The organism is Aliiroseovarius sp. M344 (assembly GCF_025140835.1).
Lineage (GTDB): Bacteria > Pseudomonadota > Alphaproteobacteria > Rhodobacterales > Rhodobacteraceae > Aliiroseovarius.
This window is the reverse complement of the sequence record NZ_CP081153.1, coordinates 665271-690262: the sequence shown is the minus strand read 5'-3', so window position 1 is coordinate 690262 and position 24992 is coordinate 665271. Positions and strand designations below refer to the sequence as shown.

The 24992-nt window shown below is 58.6% G+C and carries 23 protein-coding genes; 9 read left to right on the top strand and 14 right to left on the bottom strand.

From position 1 onward, the window contains the following. Nucleotides 1-56: 56 nt before the first annotated feature. From K3556_RS03360 to K3556_RS03345, 4 genes are all read right to left on the bottom strand, one after another. Nucleotides 57-2561: an FAD-dependent oxidoreductase gene (locus K3556_RS03360; protein ID WP_260518318.1), complete on the bottom strand. Its 2505-nt coding sequence runs from the start codon at nt 2559-2561 to the stop codon at nt 57-59. Between the two features lie 108 nt (nt 2562-2669). Beyond that, complete coding sequence (locus K3556_RS03355; RefSeq protein WP_260518317.1) at nt 2670-3350, bottom strand: hypothetical protein; 681 nt, start codon at nt 3348-3350, stop codon at nt 2670-2672. Beyond that, nucleotides 3331-3840, bottom strand: a complete 510-nt coding sequence (locus tag K3556_RS03350; protein WP_260518316.1) for a hypothetical protein — start codon at nt 3838-3840, stop codon at nt 3331-3333. The genes K3556_RS03355 and K3556_RS03350 overlap by 20 nt, the downstream gene beginning before the upstream one ends. 8 nt (nt 3841-3848) lie before the next feature. Further along, a complete protein-coding gene (locus K3556_RS03345; protein WP_260518315.1) occupies nt 3849-4835 on the bottom strand; it encodes a D-glycerate dehydrogenase in 987 nt (328 codons plus the stop codon). Between the two features lie 208 nt (nt 4836-5043). Here K3556_RS03345 and K3556_RS03340 point away from each other — a divergent pair, with 208 nt between their 5' ends. Further along, on the top strand, nt 5044-5499 hold the full coding sequence (locus tag K3556_RS03340; RefSeq protein ID WP_260519164.1) for an SH3 domain-containing protein: 456 nt from the start codon (nt 5044-5046) through the stop codon (nt 5497-5499). A gap of 51 nt (nt 5500-5550) precedes the next feature. After that, nucleotides 5551-6465 carry a cation diffusion facilitator family transporter gene (locus K3556_RS03335; RefSeq protein WP_260518314.1) on the top strand — a complete coding sequence of 305 codons (915 nt, stop codon included), beginning with the start codon at nt 5551-5553 and terminating at the stop codon, nt 6463-6465. Nucleotides 6466-6467: 2 nt separating this feature from the next. On the opposite strand, the gene K3556_RS03330 is transcribed toward K3556_RS03335, so the two are convergent. From K3556_RS03330 to K3556_RS03305, 6 genes are all read right to left on the bottom strand, one after another. Continuing rightward, nucleotides 6468-8492 (bottom strand): M3 family metallopeptidase, encoded by a 2025-nt coding sequence (locus K3556_RS03330; protein WP_260518313.1) that lies wholly within the window; start codon nt 8490-8492, stop codon nt 6468-6470. A 77-nt stretch (nt 8493-8569) separates the two neighbouring features. Further along, complete coding sequence (locus K3556_RS03325) at nt 8570-9052, bottom strand: GNAT family N-acetyltransferase (RefSeq protein ID WP_260518312.1); 483 nt, start codon at nt 9050-9052, stop codon at nt 8570-8572. Continuing rightward, complete coding sequence (gene moeB / locus K3556_RS03320; protein WP_260518311.1) at nt 9045-10076, bottom strand: HesA/MoeB/ThiF family protein; 1032 nt, start codon at nt 10074-10076, stop codon at nt 9045-9047. The genes K3556_RS03325 and moeB overlap by 8 nt, the downstream gene beginning before the upstream one ends. A 12-nt stretch (nt 10077-10088) precedes the next feature. Continuing rightward, the gene (gene dut, locus K3556_RS03315; protein ID WP_409557764.1) at nt 10089-10553 is read right to left on the bottom strand and encodes a dUTP diphosphatase; all 465 of its coding nucleotides are present in this window, start codon (nt 10551-10553) and stop codon (nt 10089-10091) included. After that, nucleotides 10553-11758, bottom strand: a complete 1206-nt coding sequence (gene coaBC, locus K3556_RS03310) for a bifunctional phosphopantothenoylcysteine decarboxylase/phosphopantothenate--cysteine ligase CoaBC (protein ID WP_260518309.1) — start codon at nt 11756-11758, stop codon at nt 10553-10555. The genes dut and coaBC overlap by 1 nt, the downstream gene beginning before the upstream one ends. A gap of 73 nt (nt 11759-11831) precedes the next feature. Beyond that, nucleotides 11832-12620 (bottom strand): ChaN family lipoprotein, encoded by a 789-nt coding sequence (locus K3556_RS03305; protein WP_260518308.1) that lies wholly within the window; start codon nt 12618-12620, stop codon nt 11832-11834. A gap of 82 nt (nt 12621-12702) precedes the next feature. Here K3556_RS03305 and cobU point away from each other — a divergent pair, with 82 nt between their 5' ends. Genes cobU through K3556_RS03285 form a run of 4 tightly spaced genes read left to right on the top strand, consistent with a single transcriptional unit; the run spans nt 12703 to nt 16331 of the window. Then, the gene (gene cobU / locus K3556_RS03300; RefSeq protein WP_260518307.1) at nt 12703-13245 is read left to right on the top strand and encodes a bifunctional adenosylcobinamide kinase/adenosylcobinamide-phosphate guanylyltransferase; all 543 of its coding nucleotides are present in this window, start codon (nt 12703-12705) and stop codon (nt 13243-13245) included. Then, nucleotides 13242-13826: a histidine phosphatase family protein gene (locus K3556_RS03295; protein ID WP_260518306.1), complete on the top strand. Its 585-nt coding sequence runs from the start codon at nt 13242-13244 to the stop codon at nt 13824-13826. Before cobU ends, K3556_RS03295 begins: the two co-directional genes overlap by 4 nt. A gap of 57 nt (nt 13827-13883) precedes the next feature. Beyond that, a complete protein-coding gene (locus tag K3556_RS03290; protein ID WP_260518305.1) occupies nt 13884-14756 on the top strand; it encodes a glutathione S-transferase in 873 nt (290 codons plus the stop codon). 54 nt (nt 14757-14810) lie between these two features. Beyond that, nucleotides 14811-16331, top strand: coding sequence for a YifB family Mg chelatase-like AAA ATPase (locus K3556_RS03285; protein ID WP_260518304.1), 1521 nt, complete (start codon nt 14811-14813; stop codon nt 16329-16331). Here K3556_RS03285 and K3556_RS03280 read toward each other — a convergent pair. From K3556_RS03280 to rsmI, 4 genes are read right to left on the bottom strand one after another with little or no spacing between them, the layout of a single operon-like run. Continuing rightward, on the bottom strand, nt 16291-17223 hold the full coding sequence (locus tag K3556_RS03280; protein WP_260518303.1) for an alpha/beta hydrolase: 933 nt from the start codon (nt 17221-17223) through the stop codon (nt 16291-16293). The two genes, K3556_RS03285 and K3556_RS03280, sit on opposite strands and share 41 nt — an antisense overlap. Further along, a complete protein-coding gene (gene gshB, locus K3556_RS03275) occupies nt 17220-18161 on the bottom strand; it encodes a glutathione synthase (RefSeq protein ID WP_260518302.1) in 942 nt (313 codons plus the stop codon). Before gshB ends, K3556_RS03280 begins: the two co-directional genes overlap by 4 nt. 59 nt (nt 18162-18220) lie before the next feature. Next, nucleotides 18221-18574, bottom strand: coding sequence for a YraN family protein (locus K3556_RS03270; protein WP_260518301.1), 354 nt, complete (start codon nt 18572-18574; stop codon nt 18221-18223). After that, on the bottom strand, nt 18571-19428 hold the full coding sequence (gene rsmI, locus K3556_RS03265; RefSeq protein WP_260518300.1) for a 16S rRNA (cytidine(1402)-2'-O)-methyltransferase: 858 nt from the start codon (nt 19426-19428) through the stop codon (nt 18571-18573). The genes K3556_RS03270 and rsmI overlap by 4 nt, the downstream gene beginning before the upstream one ends. Nucleotides 19429-19509: 81 nt before the next feature. Here rsmI and K3556_RS03260 point away from each other — a divergent pair, with 81 nt between their 5' ends. Genes K3556_RS03260 through murJ form a run of 3 tightly spaced genes read left to right on the top strand, consistent with a single transcriptional unit; the run spans nt 19510 to nt 24990 of the window. Beyond that, a complete protein-coding gene (locus K3556_RS03260; protein ID WP_260518299.1) occupies nt 19510-20682 on the top strand; it encodes a penicillin-binding protein activator in 1173 nt (390 codons plus the stop codon). Then, nucleotides 20669-23452 carry a [protein-PII] uridylyltransferase gene (locus K3556_RS03255; protein ID WP_260518298.1) on the top strand — a complete coding sequence of 928 codons (2784 nt, stop codon included), beginning with the start codon at nt 20669-20671 and terminating at the stop codon, nt 23450-23452. Before K3556_RS03260 ends, K3556_RS03255 begins: the two co-directional genes overlap by 14 nt. Continuing rightward, nucleotides 23452-24990, top strand: coding sequence for a murein biosynthesis integral membrane protein MurJ (gene murJ, locus K3556_RS03250; protein ID WP_260518297.1), 1539 nt, complete (start codon nt 23452-23454; stop codon nt 24988-24990). Before K3556_RS03255 ends, murJ begins: the two co-directional genes overlap by 1 nt. The last annotated feature ends 2 nt before the right edge of the window (nt 24991-24992 follow it).

The window sequence follows — 24992 nt, the reverse complement described above, 5'->3', positions numbered from 1 at the left end:
TGCACAAAGAAAAAGGCCCCGCAATCGCAGGGCCTTTTCATAGACTGGTACTCTTGTCACCCGTCTTTGCGGATCGTCTCGTTCTTTGGATCGTAGGGGCTGTCGACGGTGACCTCTGCGTCCCAGAGTTTGTTCTGCATCTTCACCTTGAGCTTTGTGCCCGGCACCGCCAGATCAGGGCGTACATAGCCCATGCCAATCGACTTCTCGAACGCCACAGAATAGCCGCCCGAGGTCAATCGACCCACCTTGGTGTCGCCGTCGTAAAGCGCCTCGCGGCCCCACGGATCAGCATCGTCCGGCCCGTCGATCAACAGCGTCACGCATTTTGAACGGATCCCTTTGGCAACCATTTCGTCCTTGCCGTGGAAATCCTTCTCAAGGTCGATAAAACGCGGCAGATCAGCCTCGGCTGGCGTCGCGTCGCGGCCTAGTTCAGTGCCGAATGCACGATAGGATTTCTCCTGCCGCAACCAGTTTTGAGCGCGGGCACCGACCAGTTTCATACCGTGTTTCTCGCCTGCGCCGACCAGCAGATCCCACAGATAGTTTTGCATCTCAATCGGGTGGTGAAGCTCCCAGCCCAGCTCTCCGGTATAGGCCACACGAATTGCATTGACCGGACACATACCCAATTCGATCTTGCGCGCCGTCAACCATGGGAACCGCTTGTTGGACAGAGCTGTCGCAGGGTCGGCATCTTTGATCACCTCGTTTAAGACATCACGTGACTTGGGGCCGGCGATAGCGAACACGCCCCATTGCGTGGTGACGTCCTGGATCTCAATATAGCCGAATTCCTCCATCTTATCTTCAGCGGCCTTGCGCATGAAGTCAGCGTCATACTCGGTCCATGCCCCCGCCGAGACGAGGTAGTAGTTATCCTCGCCATTGCGAACGATGGTGTATTCGGTGCGGGTGGTACCGGCAGCTGTCAGCGCATAGGTCAGGTTGATCCGGCCAACGCGCGGAAGTTTGTTACAAGTGAACCAGTCTAGGAACTGGGTCGCGCCGGGGCCTTTGACCACATGCTTGGTGAACGCGGTCGCGTCGATCAGGCCAACGCCTTCGCGCACGGCTTTGGCTTCATCCACGGCATATTGCCACCAACCACCACGGCGGAAGGAACGGCTTTCTTCGTCGAAGTTCGACGGTGCATCAAGCGGGCCGTAATAGTTCGGACGCTCCCAACCATTGACCCACCCAAACTGAGCGCCTTTTTCTTTCTGGCGGTCGAACGCAGGCGACGTACGCAGTGGGCGTGCCGCCGGACGCTCTTCATCCGGGTGGTGCAGAATGTAGACATGCTCGTAGCATTCTTCGTTCTTGCGGGCTGCAAACTCGGTCGTCATCCAATTGGACGAATACCGCTTGGGGTCGAGCGACGCCATGTCGATCTCGGCCTCGCCATCGACCATCATCTGGGCAAGGTAGTAACCGGTACCGCCAGCGGCGGTGATACCGAACGAGAAACCTTCGGCCAGCCACATATTGCGCAGACCGGGAGCCGGACCCACCAGCGGGTTGCCGTCTGGGGTGTAGCAGATCGGGCCGTTGAAATCGTCTTTCAACCCGCTTTCCGCGCAGGAGGGCACGCGTTCGGCCATTGCCATGTACTGATCCGCGATGCGGTCCAGATCCAACGGGAACAGGTCGGCGCGGAAGCTGTCCGGCACGCCATGCTCAAAGCGCGCCGGGGCTCCGCGCTCGTAGATACCTAGGATCCAGCCGCCACGTTCTTCACGAGCATAGCTTTCGTTGTCGGCGTCGCGCACAACCGGGTGCTCGGGGTTGCCGACTTCGCGCCATTTCACCAGCTCGGGGTCTTTGTCCATGACAATGAACGTGTGTTCAACCGGGATGGCGGGCATCTTGATGCCCAGCATCTTGGCAGTGCGCTGCGCGTGGTTGCCCGAGGCGGTAACGACGTGTTCGGCGGTGATCACGACCTGCTCGTCGCTCTCGATCAGGTTGCCGCCCTTTTCCACCATCTTGGTGCAGGTGACCTCCCAGTGGGTGCCGGTCCAGTGGAAATCGTCCGCCTGCATCTTGCGCACGATTTCAACGCCGCGCTGACGGGCGCCTTTGGCCATCGCTTGGGTCACATCTGCCGGGTTAATGTACCCATCTTCGGTGTGATAGAGCGCGCCTTTCAAGTCCGAGGTCTCGATCAGAGGCCAGCGTTCTTTGATCTGATCCGGGGTCAGGAATTCATAGTTGATGCCCACGGTATCTGCGGTTGAGGCGTAAAGCTGGTATTCGTCCATCCGCTCATCTGTCTGCGCCATCCGCAGGTTGCCGACCACGGCGAAACCAGCATTCAGGCCGGTTTCTTCTTCAAGCTGCTTATAGAACTTGACCGAGTAGTCGTGAATGTGGGTCGTCGCATAGGACATGTTAAAAAGCGGCAGCAGACCGGCAGCGTGCCAAGTCGAGCCAGAGGTCAGCTCGTCACGCTCGATCAGCATCACGTCGTCCCAGCCAGCTTTGGCAAGGTGATACGCTATCGACGTGCCGACGGCTCCACCGCCGACAACAAGCGCTTTAACATTGGTTTTCATGGGGCGACTCCCTTGGGCAGAATGCGTTGCATCATAAATGCCGTAAGGCCGCAGATTGTGCTAAGCCTGCCCGACCTTTACCTGAGTGAAAACGACATTAGGCGAATTTCACCGGCCCAACGCCGCCCCGAGGTTCGCGACAGGCAACACCGGACCGACCAATGCCGCAAGCTCATCGCGACGCGGGTTGCCCGGATCGAACAACGTCATACACATGTAATCTTCGACCATCGCGGCCTGCGCTTCGAAGCCGTAAGACAGATAAGCCCCGGCTTCACGTCCAGGCCAGTAATAGGGATCGCCCTTGCGCAGGCTTTCAGCCCCGGACCGGCCCGGTGTGTATCCTGTGCGGTCGCGGTTCTGCCACTGCCAGACATGCACAAGCTCGTGCATCATCAACAGGGCGTGCGGCATAGGCAGGCTTTCGGGCCAGCCTTCGAACATGTCATCCCGATAAAGGTCACGCTTCAGGAAAACCTGATTCCAAAGCACAAACCCCGCCGGAAAATCGATTTTTCGATCCGGCTGGGGCACGCGATCGCACACGCCCTTCGGTAGCTTACGCGCGTCGCGCTTGGGTGCATCCTTCGGGATAGGGTCTGTCTTTGGCAAAGGCAGAACACCAATTCCGGCACGCACGCGCACCTTGTCGGTATTGAGACTGTCGCCAAACACCAGTTGCGACATCTCGACCTCTGTTTCGCTTAGTTTGCGCGCACAGCCCGAAGTGACAGCCAGGGCCACTCCGACGACGAGTATCAGAAAGGTTCTATGAAGATCGCCGCGCATGCCAAACCTTGTATCCCATGTAGACCAAACCGACCACCAGACCGATCAGGCCCGCCAGATACGAGGTATCATGCATCATCGCAGCGCGGCCAAACCCAATGGGATCAGCCGCATCCGGCGGCACAGGGATGAACTCCATCGGTGGCGGGACAAGCAAACTGACCAGTCCCAATGCTAGCGTCAGCAGAACAACACCTATCGCGGCTACGGTGAACGCCTTTGTGGCCTGCGGCAGGTTTGGAATGCCGAACGACATCGCGGCGATTGGCACACCGATCACCAGCCCCATCCACCAACTTGCCGCCCAACCAACCATAGCTGCCCCTAACGGGCCATGCTGCGCTTCGGGGATGCGAAATTGGCGAAACTTGAAGGCATGAAAATAGTCGGAACCGACGGCATAGCTGATCTGGTTGTGCAACATGCCATAGGATCCGGCCAACAGGCAGGCAAAAACGATCATCCCGATGAACAGCAAAAGGCGTTTCATGGGCAGGTTTACAGCATCCCCGGCACGACTTGATCTGGCGGACGGTGACCATCGGCGAAGGTCTTGATGTTTATCAGCACCTTCTCTCCCATTTCGACCCGCCCTTCGACGGTGGCCGAGCCCATATGTGGCAGCGCCACGACATTGGGCAGGTCGCGCAGGCGAGGATTAATCTCGTTCCCGTGCTCGTAAACGTCCAGGCCTGCGCCTGCGATCTCGCCTGCCCGCAGCATTCGGGTCAGTGCGTTTTCGTCAATCACCTCGCCACGCGAAGTGTTCACGATCACGGCTTCTGGTTTCATCAGCTTCAGTCGCCGCGCATTCATAAGGTGAAAGGTTGACGGCGTGTGCGGGCAATTGATCGACAGCACATCCATACGGGCGACCATCTGATCAAGACTTTCCCAGTATGTTGCCTCGTGCTGTTCCTCGATTTTTGCATGCAGGCGTTTTCGATTGTGGTAATGCACCTGCATCCCAAAGGCCCGCGCCCGCAGGGCCACGGCTTGTCCGATCCGGCCCATGCCCAGAATACCAACCCTCCGCCCTTGTATCCGGCGGCCAAGCATTGCGGTGGGCGACCAGCCCTTCCATTCCCCCGATGTCATCAGACGAATACCTTCCGGAAACCGGCGGGTGACAGCCAGAATAAGTGCGATGGCCATGTCGGCGGTGTCGTCAGCCGACACTCCGGGGGTGTTTGAAACAAGAATCCCGCGCTGGCGTGCGGTCCCAACGTCGATATGATCCACGCCGGCCCCATAGTTGGCGATCAGCCGCAACCGTTCGCCCGCGCCTGCCAACATATTTGCATCGATCTGATCGTTGATGGTGGGAACAAGCACATCGCAGCGCGCCATTGCAGCGGCAAGCTCGTTTCGGGTCATCGGTGTATCGTTGTCGCGAAGCTCGACATCGAAAAGTTCTTTCATCCGGGTCTCAACGACCTCGGGCAACCGTCGCGTGACAACAACACTCAGACGTTCAGCGGCCATGCCCGCCCTCCCTTTAGCTTTTCTTTTGCGCGTCTCCCTGACAAAGTGACAAGGAACGAGGCAAGGCACAAGCACCGCCGGGACGCAAACGAAAGAAAATTGCGCGCGGGATCGGTTGCTGCAGGCGACGAGGGCAAAAATGCGGGTATCCAGCACGTTGGCGGCGGTGGCAATTGCCATTGTGACACTGCTTTGGCACGAACCGGCCATGGCAACGGACAACAAAGCCGATGCGACGCGCGGGTCCGTCACGAATTTGCCGATTCCACGATTTGTTTCGCTGAAAACATCCGAAGGCAATGTGCGGCGGGGGCCGTCGCTGCGCCACCGTATTGATTGGGTCTTCAAACATCCCGGTATGCCGCTTGAGATCATCGGCGAGTTCGGACACTGGCGACAAGTGCGTGACCGCGATGGCGTTGGCGGCTGGGTGCATTACTCGTTGCTGTCAGGCGCACGCACGGCGATCATCGACGCTGACCTCAGCGCGCTTTACAGCCGTGCGGACACGGAAAGCCAGATTGACGCGTATCTTGAGGCTGGCGTTATCGCGCGGGTCGAGAGCTGCGGGTTGGACTGGTGCCGAGTGAAGGCGGATGGCATTCGGGGGTGGACACTTAAGACCAACTTGTGGGGCGTACGCCCTGACGAAGTGGTCAACTAAGGGTTGACGCCGCACTTGCACCCGCCCTGTTGAATGGGTTAGCCGGACAACATGACAGACGCGCGCATCAGACTGAATCTTTCCGCTGGCCTCGCCTCATCGCTGGTGGCGGTTACGCTGGTCGGGCTGAAGCTTTGGGCCTTGGGTGAAACGCAGGCACTGTCCGTCGCCGCCTCACTTGCTGACAGCGCGATGGATTTGATGGTGTCATTGGGCGCGCTCGCGGCAATCTGGTACGCGTCACGGCCTGCAGATGATGATCATGCGTTTGGACATTCTGCCGCCGAGGACTTGGCAGCTCTTGGTCAAAGCCTTTTCATCATGGCGTCCGCCGGAATAATCACATGGGCCGCCATCGCCCGTCTTTTGTCCGGCGAACCTGCCCCCATCATGGCGCATCAACGCGGCATCGCGGTCATGGTTCTGTCAATCGTGTTGACCCTGGCGCTGGTGCTTTGGCAGCGACATGTGGCGCGCCGGACCGGGTCGGCGGTGGTGAGTGCAGACAGCCTGCATTACCTTGGCGACCTTGTCCCCAACATTGGGGCGATCTTGTCCCTTTGGATGGCCGGTCTATTCGGCATGGAGCAGATCGACAGTATAGTCGCCATCGGTGCGGCGATCATGCTGGTTGTGGGGGCCATGCGTATTTTCAAAACCGCGTGGGATGGTCTGATGGACCACGCCGCTGACCCTGATCTGGTGGCCGGGGTCGAGCAGATCGCTGCGTCCCATCCGGGCGTGGAGGGGTTTCACGACCTGAAAACCCGCCGATCAGGCTCGATCACTTTCGTCAATATGCATATCGAACTGGACGGCGCGCAAAGCCTTGAGGAGGCTCATGCGATCGGCGCCAGCTTACGGCGCGCGATACTGCACACCTATCCAGACACGGATGTGATGATCCACAAGGACCCGGTCGGGGTGACACCGCACCCCGATGATCCCTCGCGTCAAAACGACTAAACCTATGCGTCGGCCAGACCGCGCCCTTTGAGCAAAGCGTCGACGCCCGGCAACCGCCCGCGAAATGCGGCGTACAGGTCTTTCGCCTCGACCGAGCCGCCTTTGGACAGGATGTGATACTCCAACTTTTTGGCCATTTCCGGATCGAAAGCATCGCCGGTTTCCTTGAAAGCCTCGAACGCATCTGCGTCCATCACCTCGGACCACATGTAGCTGTAATAGCCCGATGAATAGCCGTCGCCAGCGAATACATGGGCGAAATGCGGTGTCGCATGGCGCATCCTGATCGCGGCAGGCATTCCAATGCGGTCAAGCGTCGCTTGCTGCGCGGCCATTGCGTCAACGGGCGCGGGACCATCGTGGAAATCAAGATCCACCAGCGCCGAGGACAGAAATTCGACCGTCTGGAACCCTGTGTCATGAGTCGATGCGGCCAACAATCGCTGCAAGAGTTTCTGCGGCATCGGCTGACCCGTTTCGGCATGAGTTGCGAATTTTCCCAAAACCTCAGGCACTTCCAGCCAGTGTTCATAAAGCTGGCTGGGAAGCTCCACAAAATCGCGCGCCACCGATGTGCCTGAAATCGAGGGATAGGTCACATCCGACAGCATCTGATGGAGCGCGTGGCCAAACTCGTGAAACAAAGTGCGCGCGTCATCCCAAGACAGAAGAGCCGCCTGCCCCGCTTCTGGCTTGGCGAAATTGCAGACATTCACAACGACAGGGCGAATATCGGCTGCGAGTTTCTGCTGGCTGCGCATCGCAGAACACCATGCCCCCGACCGTTTTGATCCACGGGCAAAATAATCCCCTATGAACACGGCCAGATGCTTACCACCTCGCGTTACATCCCACGCGCGGGCGTCCGAGTGATAAAGCGAGACATCCAGCGGTGCGAATTCCAGGCCAAACAGGCGATGTGCGGTGTCGAATACAGCGTCGATCATGCGGTCAAGTTGCAGGTAGGGCTTGATCTCGGCCTCGTCCAAATCATGTTCGGCCTCGCGACGCCGTTCCGCGTAATAGTGCCAGTCCCACGGCTCCAGCTCGCCGTTGTAACCATTCGAATGCAGCATTTCTGTCATTTTAACAGAATCGGCCATTGCGGCTTTCCGGGCTGGCTCCCAAACTTGCATCAACAATTCGCGGACGCGGTCCGGGTGCCCGGCCATCTCGGTTTCCAGTTTGAACTGGGCGAAGTTTTCATAGCCCAAAAGGCGGGCTCGTTCTTCGCGCAGAGACAAAGTCTCTGCAGCAATCGCGCGGTTGTCTGTCTTGTCGCCATTTGCGCCACGCGCGGTATAGGCAAGATAAGCCTTTTCGCGCAGATCGCGTCGGGGAGAATGCTGCAAAAACGGCGTGATCACGGACCGTGCAAGCGTGATTGCCGGGCCTTCGCTGTCTTTCTCGGCCCCGGCAGCACGGGCGGCATTGATCACGAAATCCGGCAAGCCTGCCAAGTCTGCATCCTTCAACGGCATGAACCACGAGCGTTCATCCGACAATAGATTCTGGGTGAAGTCCGTCCCTAATGTGGCGAGTTTTTCCTGCACGGCTTTCAAGCGTTCGCGATCGGCACCTTCAAGTAAAGCGCCAGAGCGCACAAACCGGCGACGGGTCAGCATCAGAACGCGGGCTTGTTCATCGGTCAGGTCCAGCGTGTCGCGCGCTTGCCAAAGGGCTTCGATACGGGCAAAAAGCGCTTCATTCATCGTCACTTCGGATGAAAACGCGGCCAGCCGCGGCGAGAACTTGCGCTGTAGTTCTTCTCGGACAGGCGTGCTGTCGGCCCCAGCGACGTTGTAAAACACGCTGAGCACCTGATCGAGTGATGCGTCAGAAAGCTCCAATGCCTCAATTGTATTGGCAAAGGTCGGATTGCCGTCGGTATCGGTGATCTTTCGAATCGCCGCCCGCGTGTCTTCCAAAGCGGCATCAAATGCCGGTTCGAAATCGCCGTCCTTGATCACATCGAAAGGCGGCAGGTTGAACGGCGTGTCCCATTGGGCCAGAAGCGGATTGGTCATCAGCTGATCTCCTTTCGCAAGAAGCTATGTGGCGGGCGACGGGATTACCAGAGACTCGGCGCAGAAGTTCCCGGCTTTCAGTCTTGATCGAGGTCGCGTCGAAAAGTTTCGCACTCCAGATCGCCGATACTGTCGTGACCAGTTCGGTAGAACCCAACCTTTTCCAGCACCCGTTTCGACGCCGGGTTGTTCAGCAGCACACGAGCCTCAAGCGCCCATAATCCTTGATCGACCGCTTTTTGCAGCGCCATCGCGACTGCCTGCGTCGCAATGCCCTGTCCGGTATGGGATTGACCGATGCGATAACCCAGTTGCGCCATACCGTTATCGGCCGCGGTCAGGTTGACACGCCCAAGTATTTTGCCGCCACTTTTCAGCAGGAACATCAACTCACCAGCCTGCACTTGCTCGCGCACGATCTCGGTCAGGGTGGCAAGGTCCCAATAGGTGTCGGGGCGGGGTCCGACATTTTCCTCAAACCATGTTCTGTTCTTGACCTCGAAAGCGAACAAACCGGGGGCGTCGGCAACGCTGAGCGGTGCAAGCTCCAGATCAACCACAGCAGGGGCAGCCTTCGCGCTTGGACGTTCTGATCACCCGCATTTCCGCATACATCGCGTCATAAATAAGCAACCGCCCACGCAACCCTTCGCCTGCGCCGGTGATTTCCTTGATCGCCTCGGTGGCCATGATCGACCCGATAATGCCGGGCAACGGGCCAACCACCCCGGCCTCAGAGCAACTGGGGGCCAGACCGGGGGCTGGGGCTTCGGGAAAGATACACTGATAACAGGGCGCACCATTGGCAGGATCAAAGGTGGCCACCTGGCCTTCCCACTGGCTCAGCGCGCCGCCAATCATCGGTTTGCCCAGCTTTGTTGCGATCTGATTGACCAGATAGCGCGTTTCGAAGTTATCCGTGCCTTCCAGCACCAGATCATAATCGCTGATCAGTTCTTCGGCGACATCTGCCGTCAGGCGACGATTGTAAGGGCGCACCATGATTACTGGGTTTTGCGCGCGCATCGCGGCTTCGGCCGAGAAGACCTTGGGCGTGCCAATATCCGCGTCTTTGTGGATAACTTGTCGTTGCAGGTTCGAGTTGTCGACCACATCATCGTCAATAACGCCGATTGTTCCCACGCCCGCTGCTGCCAAATAAAGCAAGACCGGCGATCCCAACCCGCCAGCGCCCACCACCAACACGCGCGCGTTTTTCAGCGCGACCTGTCCCGGTCCACCGATTTCGCGCAACACAATATGGCGGGCATATCGGTTAAGCTCGGTATCTGTGAAAGGACCGTCTGCCGTGTCATGCAACACTGGCTTGGGCGCGCGGGCCTTAAGCCACGCCACACCGCGGCCATACAAAGCGGCCAGAGCTATGACGGCGAACCCTACGGCCCAAGAGGCAAAGTTACCGCCCAATGCTCGGCGGATACCGGACCCGTCCGGCAAAACCGCGTGGCTCAGAAGAACAACTGCGCCGAGCAGAGCAGTTAACTGCCAGCGCCGTGCGGTGCTTAGGCCCGCGAACCCGCCGCCAATCCAGATAACCGCCGCCCATATCAGAACCCAAATCAACGCCGCCTCCGCTTAGCCACGGCCGGTCGACCCGAACCCGCCTGCGCCACGCGTCGTGTCATACAGAGCGTCGACCTGCTGATAGTCCGCTTGCAGAACGGGTGCGATCACAGCTTGCGCAATGCGGTCGCCATGCCCGACGACAAAGTTCTCTGCGCCGAGGTTGATCAGGATCACACCAAGGGGCCCGCGATAATCGCTGTCGATCGTTCCGGGGGCGTTGGCGAGCGTTACGCCGTGTTTGGCTGCCAGGCCTGAACGGGGACGGATTTGCATCTCGAACCCTTCGGGGATTTCGACGCGCAGACCTGTTGGCACGATGCGGCGCTCCATCGGGGCAAGTGTCCAGCCTGTTTCGCGGTCCGCACCCGGCAAATCGGCGCGTAAATCTGCCCCTGCCGACCCCGGTGTCTCATAGCTGGGAAGCGGCAGTATTGGGTCAGAGCCTTCGTCGCGGGTAACATAGATTGTTGGCATCACGCACCTTCTCCGATTGCGTCAGCGATCCGGGTGGCCAGTTGGCGTGCCACGTCATCCTTCCCCATGCGCGGCCATTCATCCGCGCCCGTCTCTGAAATCAGCGTCACCGCGTTCTCGGACCCGCCCATTATGCCCGTTTCCGGGCTGACATCATTGGCCACGATCCAGTCGCACCCTTTGCGCTTCCGCTTGGCCGCGGCATTGGCAATCACATCATCTGTTTCAGCTGCAAAGCCAACGACAAGGCCGGGCCGACCTTTCTTCATCTGGCTGATTGTCGCCAGAATATCGGGGTTCTCGGCGAACTCCAGAACAGGCAGACCGCCTTTCTGGTCCTTTTTGATCTTACTGCTGGATGCCGATGCCACGCGCCAATCTGCGACCGCCGCTGCAAACACTGCGGCATCAGCCGGCAGCGCGGATTGCACAGCGTCCAACATCTGCGCAGCACTTTGCACCTTTACGACGTTTACACCCTCAGGCGGTGGCACATCTGCGGGCCCGGTCACAAAGGTGACGTCAGCGCCCAGCGCCGACAACGCGCGCGCCAAAGCAGTACCCTGCGCCCCCGAAGATCGGTTCGCGATGTAGCGCACCGGGTCAATTGGTTCATGGGTCGGTCCAGACGTCACAAGCACATGCTTTCCTTTCAGCGGTCCATCCATCAGCGCAGCCTCAACGGCAGCGACAATTTCAAGCGGCTCGGACATCCGGCCTGGCCCGAACTCTCCACAAGCCATTGCGCCGTCAGTTGGACCGACAAACAACACGCCATCGGCTTTCAGAGTCTCGACATTGCGCTGACAGGCCGGATGCTCCCACATCCGCACATTCATCGCAGGCGCGACCAGCACCCGTTTGTCCGTCGCCATCAGAAGGGTCGAGGCAAGGTCGTTCGCCAACCCACCCGCCATCTTGCCCAGCAGATCTGTAGTGGCGGGGGCAACGACGACCAGATCAGCGGCGCGACTAAGCTCGATGTGACCCATCTCGGCCTCATCGGTCAGGTCAAACAACTCGGTATAGACCTTGTTCGCTGACAGGCTCGAGGCGGAAAGCGGCGTCACGAATTCTTGCCCGGCGCGTGTAATCACTGGTGTAACCTCGGCCCCGCGTTCACGCAGCCGCCGGATCAGGTCCAGCGATTTGAAGGCGGCAATACCGCCGCCAATAATCAAAAGGATATGTTTACCAGCCAGCATGATCGTCCCCTTTTAAGTTCTTCAAATAGTTACGGGACAGGGGCGAAGGGTTCAATGGGCAGTTGCGCGTGGGTTACTTGAAGGTGTCGCAAGGATCGGGCCGGTCGACACCCGGCGCATCATAGATCAGGTCAAACCCACCTTCAGGGGCAAAACCATCCTCGGCTTGGCCAATACTGATCACATTCAGGTCCGGGCGCGCCAGCTTCAAAGCTGCCGGAACCCCCCAATCGGACCGCGCATGACCGTTTCCGGTGATGATCACGACGGGGCTGCCGGTTGCGTCCAGCGCTTCAAGCGTGACCTTGGCAAGCGTTGCGTCACGCAGCCGCTGGACTTCGATCATACCGCCAAGCGCGACGCGGGGCATCGCCTCGCAATGAGCGGCGAACTGGAGATCAAGCCGCTGATCGTGTTGATCCTTGGGAAGGGGCTGGTCCAGCCCAAACAACGCATCATCGCCTTCGAAATGAACAGCCACCCCGTCAGAATAACTCGCCCGGGCCACGTCACGCGGCACGGCTGCGCCAAAGATTTTTGCCTCTGATGCTGAAAACACGGGCAAATACATTGCGTAATCAGGCCAACCTGCGTCCTCCCATCCTGCGCTGTATCCGGGCTTGTCTTTCTCTAGCTCCGCCACCTGATCCGGGGTCAACATCTCGATCACCAAGGCAGGTGGGTCGAGCGCAGCCACGATCTCGGCCTGAACCGCATGATGGGCGGGGTTGTCATGTGTTTCCCCGACGATCACGACGTCAGCGTCAGCCATAAGCGCCAAATCATCGGCGCTAGGCGTTGTATCGAATGACAATGCCGATGTTGGGGCAAGAATTACGGCGATCAGGGAAATAAGTCTCATGGGGTAAGGCTATGATCGACCGACCTGCACCTCAAGCGCTTTCGTCTTGGCGGACCCCGTGTCGCAGTGCTAGGCAAACCCTATGAAGGTTTCTCTTCCTCCTCTGACGCTCGTTCTGGGCGGCGCTGCTTCGGGCAAGTCTGACTATGCTGAACGGCTGGTCGTGACGACCCAGCGGCCCTTGGTTTATGTTGCAACAGCCCAAGCCCACGATACTGAGATGTCCGTGAAAATAGCACGCCATCAAGCGCGACGCGGGGCAGGTTGGCGCACGATCGAGGCACCAGATAACGTTGCAGATGCCTTGGCCGACGCTGACCCGACCGAAGTCGTTTTGCTTGATTGCGCGACAATGTGGCTTTCCAATCAACTGTTTGCTGACGCGGACCTTGCTGATGCAGAGAGCCACCTGTTTTCCGCTCTGACAGCCTGCGAAGCTCCGGTTGTTGTGGTCTCAAACGAAGTCGGTGCGGGGATTGTGCCGGAAAACGCGCTAGCGCGGCAATTTCGGCAAGCACAGGGCGAGCTAAACCAGCGGCTCGCGGCACGATCTGATCTGGTCGTAGCAGTGATGGCGGGCCTGCCGCTTGTTCTGAAGGGCGCACTTCCACAGGGCGCGCCATGACCGGACCTGTCAGTTGGTGGTGGGTGCGCCATGGGCCGACCCATGCAAAAAACATGGTAGGGTGGCGCGACCTGCCCGCCGACTTATCAGACCAAGGCGCCCTGTCCCGCCTATCGGACCACCTGCCCAAAGGCGCGGCGCTGGTGTCATCCGATCTTTCGCGCGCCGTGGCGACAGCGGACGCTGTCGCGGATGGCCGCACAAGGCTGGCCCATCAAAAGAACCTGCGCGAGTTTCATTTTGGTGACTGGGACGGCATGCATTGGGAAAAGGTCGCAACCCGCGATCCAGACCTGTCGCGTGTTTTTTGGGAGGAGCCCGGCGATCACATGGCTCCCAATGGGGAAAGCTGGAACCAACTGTCTGCGCGGGTGTCGCAAACGGTCGACCTGTTCAACGCGGCTGGCCACCGCCACATCATCGCGGTCGCCCATTTTGGCGTGATCCTGACCCAAATCGCACGGGCCGGCGACATGTCAGCCTATGCTGCACTTGGCCATAAGATCGATAACCTATCGGTCACGCGGCTGGATTGGGACGGTGCCCGGTGGGCGATCCCATTCATCAATCACATTCCCTGATTGGCCTCGTCACAAATGAATATTTGCCAGGCCTTGGTTCCACGTTAGGGTTCCCAGATGACTTATGACTTGTACATTGGCGACCGCACGTTTTCCAGCTGGTCCCTGCGTGGCTGGCTGATGTTTGAAAATTTTGCCATCCCGCACCGCACCCATCTTGTTGGGCTTTATTCAGGGACCATGAAGGCAGATCTGGCACCCCTGTCACCAGCGCGGCTGGTACCGGTGATGCGCACGCCCGATGGGACAGTCGTGGGCGATACGCTTGCGATGGCCGAAACATTGGCCGAGCGTCATCCAGATGCAGGGTTGTGGCCAGTTGATCCATCTGATCGTGCAACAGCCCGTTGGTTTGCCGCCGAAATGCACTCGGGCTTCGGAAACCTTCGGGCAGAATGCCCGATGCAACTGCTGGGTCAGGTCGCGGGCTTTTCCCCGTCAGACGGCGTCTTGGATGACATCGCGCGGGTCGAAGAGTTGTGGGCGGCAGCGCTGACATCCTCAAATGGCCCGTGGTTGTTCGGAGAGTATTCTCTGGCCGATGTTTTCTTCGCCCCGGTCGCAGCTCGAATTGCTGGGTTCGGGTTGACGATGTCAGCCAAAGCACAGGCCTATGTGGCCATGCACCTATCCGATCCTGCCTTCCGTCGGTGGCGGGCATTGGGACTGACCAAACGTTACGATCCGGTGCCCTATGTCGAGGGTCAAACATTGGCTGATTGGCCCGGCCCGGCACCTCGCGTCGCCAAACCCGCAGCTGGGCCATCTGTGAATGCAGCCTGCCCCTATTCTGGCGATCCTGTGTCAGATTACTTAGAGATGGACGGCAAAGTCTGGGGGTTCTGCAACCCCACCTGCCGCGACAAAACAATCAACGATCCAGACGCATGGCCAGCCTTTTTGGAGATGGTCACGGCGCAGACCGGTTAACCATTCGGTAACCACGACGCCCTAGGCTCCGAACAGCAGAAATTGGGGTCGATTATGGTTGCACGGATAAACACGGTTGCATTTGAAGGTATCCGCGCCCGGTTGGTCGAAGTGCAATGCGCCTTGTCGCCCGGCCTGCCCAGTTTTGCCATCGTTGGCCTTCCAGACAAGGCTGTGTCCGAAGCGCGTGAACGGGTGCGCGCGGCATTGTCGGCCATGTCAGTTGCCCTACCCCCCAGAAAAATCGTTATCAATCTGTCGCCCGCCGATATCCCGAAAGAGGGGTCCCATTTCGACCTGCCCATTGCGATGGCCCTGTTGGCCGAAGCGGGCATCATAGCCAAAGAAGACATTGCCGACGTCGTTGCCTTGGGTGAACTGGCACTGGACGGAACCCTTTTGCCTGTCGTCGGCGCTTTGCCTGCTGCATTGGCCGCGGCGGAACAGGACATGACGATGTTTTGCCCCAAGGACTGTGGGGCCGAAGCGGCGTGGATTGGGGCCACCAAAGTCCACGCCGCTTCATCGCTGGCCGCCGTTTTGCAACATTTTTCAGGGCAGGCACCGTTGCCGGTCGCAGAACCTGGCAGCGTCACCGACGACACCAACGCCAAAGACCTTAGTGACGTGAAAGGGCAAGAGCGCGCGAAACGCGCGTTAGAGATCGCGGCCGCAGGTCGACACCATTTGCTACTGGTTGGTCCTCCGGGGTCAGGCAAGTCTATGCTAGCGGCCCGATTGCCCGGTATCCTTCCCTCAATGTCGCCGGCCGAAGCGCTTGAGGCGTCGATGATCCAATCTGTTTCCGGCCTTCTGGAAGGTGGCGGCATTTCACAAACAAGGCCTTTTCGGGCGCCGCATCACACTGCGTCCATGGCAGCCATTGTCGGCGGCGGGCGAGGCGCAAAACCCGGCGAGATCAGCCTTGCCCATAATGGCGTCTTGTTCATGGATGAGTTCCCCGAATTCAGCCGACAGGTGTTAGAAACTTTGCGACAACCGCTTGAAACCGGCGATGTCACCGTCGCACGAGCCAATGCGCATATACGCTATCCCAGCCGGTTCCTGCTGATCGCAGCGGCGAATCCGTGCAAATGCGGCCACCTGACAGACCCCAATCGCGCCTGCAACCGCGCACCTTTGTGTGGCGAAGATTATATGCAGCGCATCTCGGGACCACTACTGGACCGGTTTGATATGAGGGTCGAGGTGCCGCCAGTCACATTTCAGGATCTGGATCTGCCTGCCAACGGCGAAGCTTCGCAAGTGGTCGCCCGGCGCGTCAGTAACGCCCGCGCCATCCAGGCCGAGCGTTACGCCAACTTGGACGATGTCACCACAAACGCCGATATCGAGGGGAAAATCCTGACCAATTTTGCCAGCCCCGATCAAGACGGGCGCGATATTCTGGTTAAAGCGTCTGAACGGTTTGGGCTGTCCGCGCGCGGTTATCACCGAGTTTTACGTGTCGCCCGCACCATTGCAGACTTGGCCGAAGCCCCGAATGTGACCCGCAAACACGTGGCCGAAGCGCTTAGCTTTCGGTTGGTGTCCCATCGCGAAACTGTCGTTTGATAAAGCTGGCTGTCCGCTGCAAAGCCTCGCGCGCCTCTGGTATCCAGCCGTCCAGAATGACCCAGACATGAGGGGCGTCCGGCCATTCATCCATTTCCACCTGCCCCCCAGCCGCGCGCAGCACCTCGGCCATGCGACGGCTTTCGTCGCGCAGAATTTCGGTGGTCGAGTATTGAAAAAAAGCGGGCGGCGGAGACGTGAATTTGTGCAGGATCGGTGAAGCCCGGGCGTCATCGGCAGGCTGCGGACCCAGATAATTGTCAGTGACCAGATCGCGCCGCTCGGACGGCAGCAGCGGGTCGCATACTTTGTTTTCTTCGAACGAGGCTGATGTGAACCGCAAGTCCACAATCGGTGAGAACGCGAAAACAGCGTGGGGCGCAAGCAACCGACCGTCGATGTCAGCAAGCAGTGAAAACGTCAGCCCCCCGCCCGCACTGTCGCCTCCGACGATGATGTTGCGGGGTTTGTACCCTTGCTCGATCAGCGCCTCATAGGCTGCGACACAATCTTCGATGGCTGCAGGAAACGGATGTTCGGGCGCTTTGCGGTAATCCGGGGCACATATCCGTACGCCCGTCAGCCATGACAACCGGGCCAGCATCTTGCGATGGGTGTGCGGTGAACCCGCGATGAACCCGCCACCGTGCAGGTAGAGAATGACCTTATCATCTGGCGGCGGTCGCGAGGCTGGGCGTGTTTCAATCCACAACGCGGTAAGGTTGTTGGCCAATGTTGCACTGCGATACCAGGCAAACGGTGGGGCGCGAAACGTCCAGTCTGCCGCGCGCTCCAACTCGCGCCGCGCGTGGACGGGATCGTCAAGATGGCGCAGGCGGGTTTTGACAAACAGCCGTGTAAAAAACTTGGCCACTGTCAGTTGCAAGCTCACGCGCGGCACGCCTCGATCGCTTGCCAGATTTTCTCGGCGATGTTCACACCGTCAAAGCGTTCGAGCTCCTGAATGCCGGTGGGCGACGTCACGTTGATCTCGGTCAGATAATCGCCAATCACATCGATGCCGACAAAAACTTGCCCTTTTTCACGCAAAAGCGGTCCGATCGCCGCGCAAATCTCTCGATCCCGGTCGGTCAAACCTACTTTTTCGGGCCGTCCGCCAACATGCATATTGGATCGCGTTTCTCCCTCTGCCGGCACACGATTGATCGCGCCGACAGGTTCGCCGTCCACCAGAATGATGCGTTTGTCACCGTTTGAGACATCAGGCAGAAACTTCTGCGCGATCAAGGGTTCACGGTTAATACCCACAAAAAGCTCGTGCAACGAGGCAAGGTTTCGATCATTTACGTCCAGCCGGAAAACACCAGCGCCGCCGTTGCCATAAAGAGGCTTCAGAATGATGTCCCCATGCTTGGTTTTGAAAGACTTCAGGGTGTCAAAGTCGCGCGCGATCATCGTTGGCGGCGTCAGGTCCGGAAACTCCAGCACCAGCAGTTTTTCAGGATAGTTCCGCACCCAGAACGGATCATTCACGACAAGCGTGTCCGGGTGAATCATATCCAGAATATGGGTGGTGGTGATATAGCCCATATCAAAGGGTGGGTCTTGGCGCAGCCAGACGACATCGTAGTCACCCAAATCCACATCCACCCGGTCGCCCAACGAGAAGTGATTGCCCTTTTCCCGGCGAACTGTCAGCGGCCAACCGCGCGCAAACACCCGACCCTCACGATAGCTCAGATGGTCAGGCGTGTAGTAAAACAGCGAATGCCCACGGGCCTGTGCCTCTTCTGCGATCCGGAAGGAACTGTCCGCATCGATGTTAATGTTATCGATCGGATCCATCTGAATGGCGACTTTTAGCGACATGGCACACTCCGTTTGATTTCCCCTTACATGGGACAGGTCGCCCAAATGCGCAATGGGGTTCAATAGGCCAATGCATTCTCGATGATCTGGGTTTCGCCTTGGGCATCGACCAATGCCACGTCGAAACGACAAGGTGTCAGCTGCCTTTTAGGTTCGCTTTCCAGAAACTCGCAAGCAGTGGCATGAATGCGCTTTAGTTGCGCGGGCGTGATCCTTTCGGCGGCCCGTAGAAAGTCACGGGATTTCTTTACCTCTACAAACACAATCGTGTCGCCGTCACGTGCGACCAAATCAATTTCGCCATACGTTCCGCGCCATCTTTGCGCTGCGATTTTTTGTCCCCGTCGCTCGTAATCTGCAGCAATTGAGTTTTCTGCGGCTTGCCCGGACAGATAGGATGTCAGCCCGCTCATCCCTGACGCCCGAGATCGAGTGCGGCCTGATAGACCTTACGGCGAGGCAATCCGAGCGCCTGCGAAACTGCATTCACGGCGTCTTTCATCGACATATCTGCCATGGCTTGCACCAGCATATCCTCCATCACGTCTTCATTCTGCACCTCGCCCGGGCGGTCCAATACGCACACGACCTCGCCTTTGATCGGGCGGTCGGCCAGTTGCTGCGCCAGTTCAGCGACTGTGCCCCGCTTCACTTCCTCAAACTTTTTCGTAAGTTCGCGGCAGACCGCAACCTGACGGTCACCTGCTCCAACCAAGCACAATTCGGCTAACAATTTCTGAATGCGTTTGGCGCTTTCAAAGAAAACGAGCGTTGCGGGCAGCGGTAGTAATTCGGCAAGCCACGTGGATCGTGCCCCTTTGGCTGCTGGCGGAAAGCCAGCAAACAAGAACCGATCTGTCGGCAACCCAGACAGGCTCAGCGCTGCAAGCGTCGCCGATGCCCCGGGCAAGACCGTCACGTATTGCCCCGCATCGGACAGATCCCTTGCCAAAGCAAACCCCGGATCGGCAATCAGCGGGCTACCGGCTTCGCTGGCATAGGCGACCGATTTCCCATCAACGATCAGTTTCTGTATCCCAGCCCGCGCCGCGCCACCCGAGTGGTCATGATAAGGAATCAGTCGCCTGCCATTCAGGGCGATGCCGTGAATATCCATCAGTTTTCGTGTCGTGCGTGTGTCTTCCGCTGCGATCACATCAGCCGACGCCAACACATCAAGCGCCCTGAGCGTGATGTCACGCGCATTGCCTATTGGCGTCGCCACGAGGTAAAGGCCCGGGTCAAGCTTGGTGTTCTGGGGTTTCACACTGGACCTGTCGTTTGTTGAGTCTATTATACGTTCGTCTAAGACGGCGGTGTATAGCCGCGCCTGAAAAAGGATTTTTGTATGTTCTCTGTTTTCGCTCGTACCCGCAAGGCGCTGGGCGCTCTTATCGCTTTGCTGAGTCTTTCTGCCCTAGCCGCCTGTGGCGTTCAAAGCCCCCAAGTCGGGCAGAATATCAACCCGGGCAAGCCTGTTCCTGTGGCACTTTTGGTGCCCGGTGGGTCGGGATCGGCGAATGACGCGAACCTTGCGGCCTCGCTTGAAAACGCCGCGCGACTGGCGATGGACGAACTGTCCGGGGTGGAGATTGACCTGCGCGTCTACAATACCGGCGGCAGCCCGAATCAAGCGGCGGCCATGGCGACAAAAGCAGTGAACGACGGCGCTAAAATCATCCTTGGGCCAGTTTTCGCACAAAGCGCCAACGCTGCTGGTGTCGCCGTGGCGAAACGAAACGTCAATGTTCTGAGTTTCTCGAACAACACTGGTATCGCGGGCGGCAACGTCTTTGTTCTGGGCAATACGTTCCAGAATGTTGCTGACCGCCTGGTGCGCTATGCGGCGCGCAGCGGCAAAGGGCGCATTATGGTCCTGCACGGCAACGATCAGGCCGAGATCCAGGGCAGCCAGGCCATTCAAGCGGCAATCTCGAATTCTGGCGCAACGCTGGCCGGCACCGCGTCTTTCGAACTGTCGCAAAACGGGATCATCAACGCGATGCCCGCCATCAGTTCGAAGGTTAAAAGCTCGGGCGCGCAGTCGGTATTTTTCACATCCGGCACATCAGGGGCCCTGCCCTTCTTGGCCGGCCTGCTGCCAGAAAACGGCGTAAACCCTGCGTCGACCCAATTTATCGGACTGCAACGGTGGGATATTCCGTCAAATGCGCTGGCCCTTCCCGGTGTTCAAGGGGGATGGTTTGCCCTGCCTGATCCGGGTCTGTCCAACCGGTTTGCCGGACGATATCAAGCGCGCTATGGCGCAGCGCCACACCCGATTGCCGGTCTCGCCTATGACGGGATCGCTGCGATCGGCGCTTTGGCGAAATCAGGCCGCGCAAACGCATTGACGACCTCGGCGTTGACCCAGTCGCAAGGGTTCGCCGGCGTCAACGGCATCTTTCGGCTGCGTCCCAATGGCACCAATGAACGTGGGCTGGCGATTGCCCAAATTCGGAACAATCAGGTCGTCGTAATCGACCCTGCACCCAGAAGCTTCGGCGGTGCCGGGTTCTGAACCCAACCGGGCTGCGTTCACCCCGGTCTCTGAACTGATCTGCCCGGCGCGCAACATCTTTGATGGTGACGCGCTCTGGGCTGATCTGTCACCAACCTTTGAGGATGCCCCTGATGCGGCAACCGTGCGCAATGCCACGGTTACACAGTTGCGCACGGCCATGAAGGCAGGCCGCGACGCCATCTCGTCTGCATTGGCTGAACGGCCACTTGAAGCCTACCCAGCCATAGCATCCTATTCGTTTCTAACGGATGGCATCGTTTCGTTCATCTATCGGGTCGCGGTTGAGCAACTGCATCCGCTTGCAAACCCAACCGCATCCGAACGGATCGCCTTGTTGGCCGTCGGCGGCTATGGCCGGGGCGAGATGGCCCCGCAATCCGATGTCGATCTGCTGTTCCTCACGCCTTACAAAATCACGCCTTGGGCCGAAAGCGTCATTGAAAGCATGCTTTATATGCTTTGGGATCTGCGCCTGAAAGTTGGTCACGCCTCACGGACAATCGAAGATTGCTTGCGGCTTGGCACCGAAGATTTCACCATTCGCACGGCGTTGCTGGAACGACGCCATGTGTGCGGCGACGCGGCACTGGCCCAAAAGCTATCAGATCAGCTTTGGAAGAAGCTGTTCAAGAACACTCTGGCCGAATTCATCGAAGCCAAATTGGCCGAACGCGATGCGCGGCACGAAAAGCAAGGTGACCAGCGGTTCATGGTCGAGCCCAATGTGAAAGAAGGCAAAGGGGGCCTGCGCGATCTGCAAACCTTGTTCTGGGTCGCCAAATACCAACACCGCGTCCGAGAGCCCGAAGAACTGGTCTCCAAAGGTGTGTTCACAGAGGAAGAATACGAAACCTTCCGCGAGGCCGAGGAATTCCTTTGGGCTGTGCGCTGTCAGTTGCATCTGGCCACAAACAGGCCGTCCGACCAACTGACATTTGATCTTCAGGTCGAAGTCGCAGACCGGCTGGGCTTTAAGGACACCGAAGGACGGCGCGGCGTCGAGCATTTTATGCAAGCCTATTTCCGGCAAGCGACACAGGTTGGCGATCTGACCCGGATCGTGCTCAGCGCATTGGAAGCTGCACAGTTGAAAGAAGCCCCTGCCCTGATGCGTCTTTTCAAACGGCGCAAAAAGGTAAAGGCAGGCTATCACGTCAAAAACGGGCGACTGAGTGTGAGCAACGCGGACGCGTTCCTGTCAGACAAGCTGAATTTGCTTCGATTGTTCGAAGAAGCGTTGCGCACCGGCATGTTGATCCACCCGGACGCCATGCGGCTTGTGTCGGCCAATCTGGACCTGATCGACGATGACATGCGAAACGACAAAGTGGCCAACCGCATTTTTCTGGGGCTGTTGCTGAAGCATGGCAACCCCGAACGCGCGCTTCGTCGGATGAACGAACTGGGCGTATTGGCCGCCTTTATCCCCGAATTCGAGCCCATTGTCGCGATGATGCAGTTCAACATGTATCACTCCTATACGGTGGATGAGCATACGATTCAGGTGATCTCGAACTTTGCACAAATTGAACGGCACGAGCTTGGCGAAGAGCTTCCGATTTCAACCGAAATTCTGAACCGGGGCATCAATCGCAAAGTTCTGATGGTCGCGATGTTGTTGCATGACATTGGCAAGGGGCAGCCGCAGGATCATTCGATCCTTGGGGCGCAGATCGCGCGCAAGGTCGCCCCAAGGCTGGGTCTTAGCGCCAAAGACAGCGCGACCGTAGAATGGCTAGTGCGGTATCATCTGCTGATGTCCGACATGGCGCAGAAACGCGATATTGCAGACCCGCGCACGGTGCGGGATTTTGCCAAAGCGGTAAAATCCATGCGTCGGCTGGAACTTCTGACCGTGCTGACAGTTTGTGATATTCGCGGCGTTGGCCCCAACACGTGGAACAACTGGAAAGCGACGCTGATCCGCACGCTGTATAACCAGACTCAGCGCGCCCTTGAAGACGGGATGGAAGATCTGAACCGCGCCCATCGGGGCACGGAAGCCAAACGCGCCTTGCGTCAGGAACTGTCCGACTGGACCGAGAAAGACCTGCGTGCCGAAACCGCGCGGCACTATGACAGCTATTGGCAAGGCCTGCATGTGACCGCCCACAAAGTCTTCGCCAACCTTTTGCGCGACATCGCGGACGACGAAGTGCGCATCGACATGTACGTTGATGACGAGCGGGACGTGACGCGGGTGTATTTCGCGCTGGCAGATCATCCCGGCATTTTCTCGCGGATTGCCGGGGCGCTAACAGCCGTGCGGGCCAATATTGTGGATGCGCGGACCTACACCTCGAAAGACGGGTATGCGACGGCGTGTTTCTGGGTACAGGACGCCGATGGCCACCCGCTCGACGTGGATCGCAAGGCCCGCATCGAAAAGATGATCCACCGCCTTCTCAAAGGTGAGGTGACCGCGATCGAGGCCAATGCCAACAGCGACAAACTTAAGAAACGCGAACGGGTCTTCAAAGTGCCCACGCATATCACCTTCGACAACGACGGATCCGAGATATATACGATCATCGAAGTGGACACACGCGATCGCCCCGGCCTGCTGCATGACCTGACGCGGACATTGGCGAACGCGAATATCTACATTGCGTCTGCGGTTATCGCCACGTTTGGAGAGCAGGTGGTGGATTCATTCTATGTCAAGGATATGTTCGGATTGAAAATTCAGGCTGAACACAAGAAAAGCCAGCTTGAAAGCAAGCTGCGGCGCGCCATCGAACAAAGTGCCGAAAGGGCGAACGCATAATGGCTTCCGGACTGGCGCGTGGCTTCATGACCGTGGGCGGCTGGACGATGGCCAGCCGTATCCTTGGCTTTGTCCGCGACATCATGATCGGGGCCTTTCTGGGTTCGTCTGCGGTTGCCGAGGCCTTCCTGATCGCCTTTTCCCTGCCCAACATGTTCCGCCGCTTTTTCGCCGAGGGCACATTGAACGTGGCCTTCGTTCCGATGTTCGCCAAAAAGCTTGAAGGTGGGGACGGCGCGCTTGAGTTTGCCCGCGACGCATTTTCCGGACTGGCCTTCATTCTTGTGATCTTCGCCATCATTGCGCAGATTCTCATGCCCGCGCTGGTGTATGCCATGGCATCTGGCTTTGCCGAGGACAGCCGGTTTGATCTGGCGGTCACTTATGGGCGCATTGCGTTTCCCTATATCCTTTTCATCTCGCTGGCGGCCCTTTTGTCGGGCGTTTTGAATGCGACAGGTCGGTTCATGGCAGCCGCGGCCGCGCCGGTGCTTTTGAACGTAATCTTTATCTCGGCGATGTTTATTGCCGATTTCCTTGGCCGTGACATCGGGAACGCGTTGGCTTGGACTGTGCCGGTGGCTGGGATCGCGCAAGTGGCGCTAGTCTGGGTGGCAGCCAGCCGTGCGGGCTATCGTCTTGTGCCACGCATGCCGCACATGACGCCCGAACTAAAGCGGCTTGCCATCATTGCAGCACCCGCGGCGCTTGCTGGCGGTGTGACGCAAATCAACCTTCTGGTAGGACGGCAAGTCGCCAGTTTCTTCGATGGGGCAGTGGCGTGGCTCTATTATGCTGATCGTCTTTACCAATTGCCCTTGGGGGTCGTCGGCATCGCGATAGGTGTTGTGTTGCTGCCGGAGCTGTCACGCAACCTGCGGTCAGGCGAAAATCTGGCCGGTCGCGCAGCCTTAAGCCGCGCGGGCGAACTGGCGCTGGCACTGACCTTCCCTGCGGCCGTTGCCTTGATGGTCATTCCGACCCAACTGGTCGAAGCTCTTTTCCAGCGCGGTGCATTCTCTGCCGATGACACGGCAAACACAGCCTTGGCGACCGCGATATATGGTGCCGGACTGCCCTCCTTCGTGCTGCTGAAAGTGCTTTCATCTGTGTACTTTGCTCGCGAAAACACCCGCACTCCTTTTTACTTCGCCATTGTCGGCATGATCGTGAACCTCGTGATTGCCGTGGGCCTGAGCTATTGGATGGGCTTTGTCGCGGCAGCGATCGGGACCACCGTTGCAGGTTGGACCATAACGGCGTTGACATGGATCGGGGCCGCGCGGATGGGTGAGGACACAAGGTTTGACAGCCGCTTCTGGAAGCGTTTCTGGCGGCTGGCGGCGGCCAGCTGGGCGATGGGCGCGGTGTTGTGGATCATGGTGATCATATTGGGCCCGATGTTCGGCATGCCCGGCCTGAAAATCATCGCCTTGATCATCATCGTAATTGGCGGGATCTTGACCTACGGTGTCCTTGGCCAACTTTTTGGCGCGTTCCGGCTGGCGGAAATCAAAAGCGCGCTGCGCCGCGGGTAAGC